We start from the raw sequence: 211 nt of genomic DNA on the forward strand, positions 1-211 counted from the left end.
ATGAAGATGTTTTTAAAATGCTCTCAGCTGTAAAAAAACATTTAAATGACGACGGTAAGTTCATGTTTGATTGCTTTATTCCTAATATCAAATTTATCTCAGAAGCTGAAAAACATCTCAGAGAAATCTCAAATTATTCAACTGATGATGCACGACAAGGGACTATTAAAGAAATTATGTCTTATGAGTCTGCTTCTCAAATAAATCGTAT

1 pseudogene is annotated in these 211 nt (G+C 30.3%); it reads left to right on the top strand.

Annotated features, from left to right (window positions below):
• Nucleotides 1–211 (top strand): annotated as a pseudogene (locus ACRHOC_RS15935) (class I SAM-dependent methyltransferase); the annotation flags it as partial.

The organism is Winogradskyella poriferorum (assembly GCF_050618035.1).
GTDB lineage: Bacteria > Bacteroidota > Bacteroidia > Flavobacteriales > Flavobacteriaceae > Winogradskyella > Winogradskyella poriferorum_A.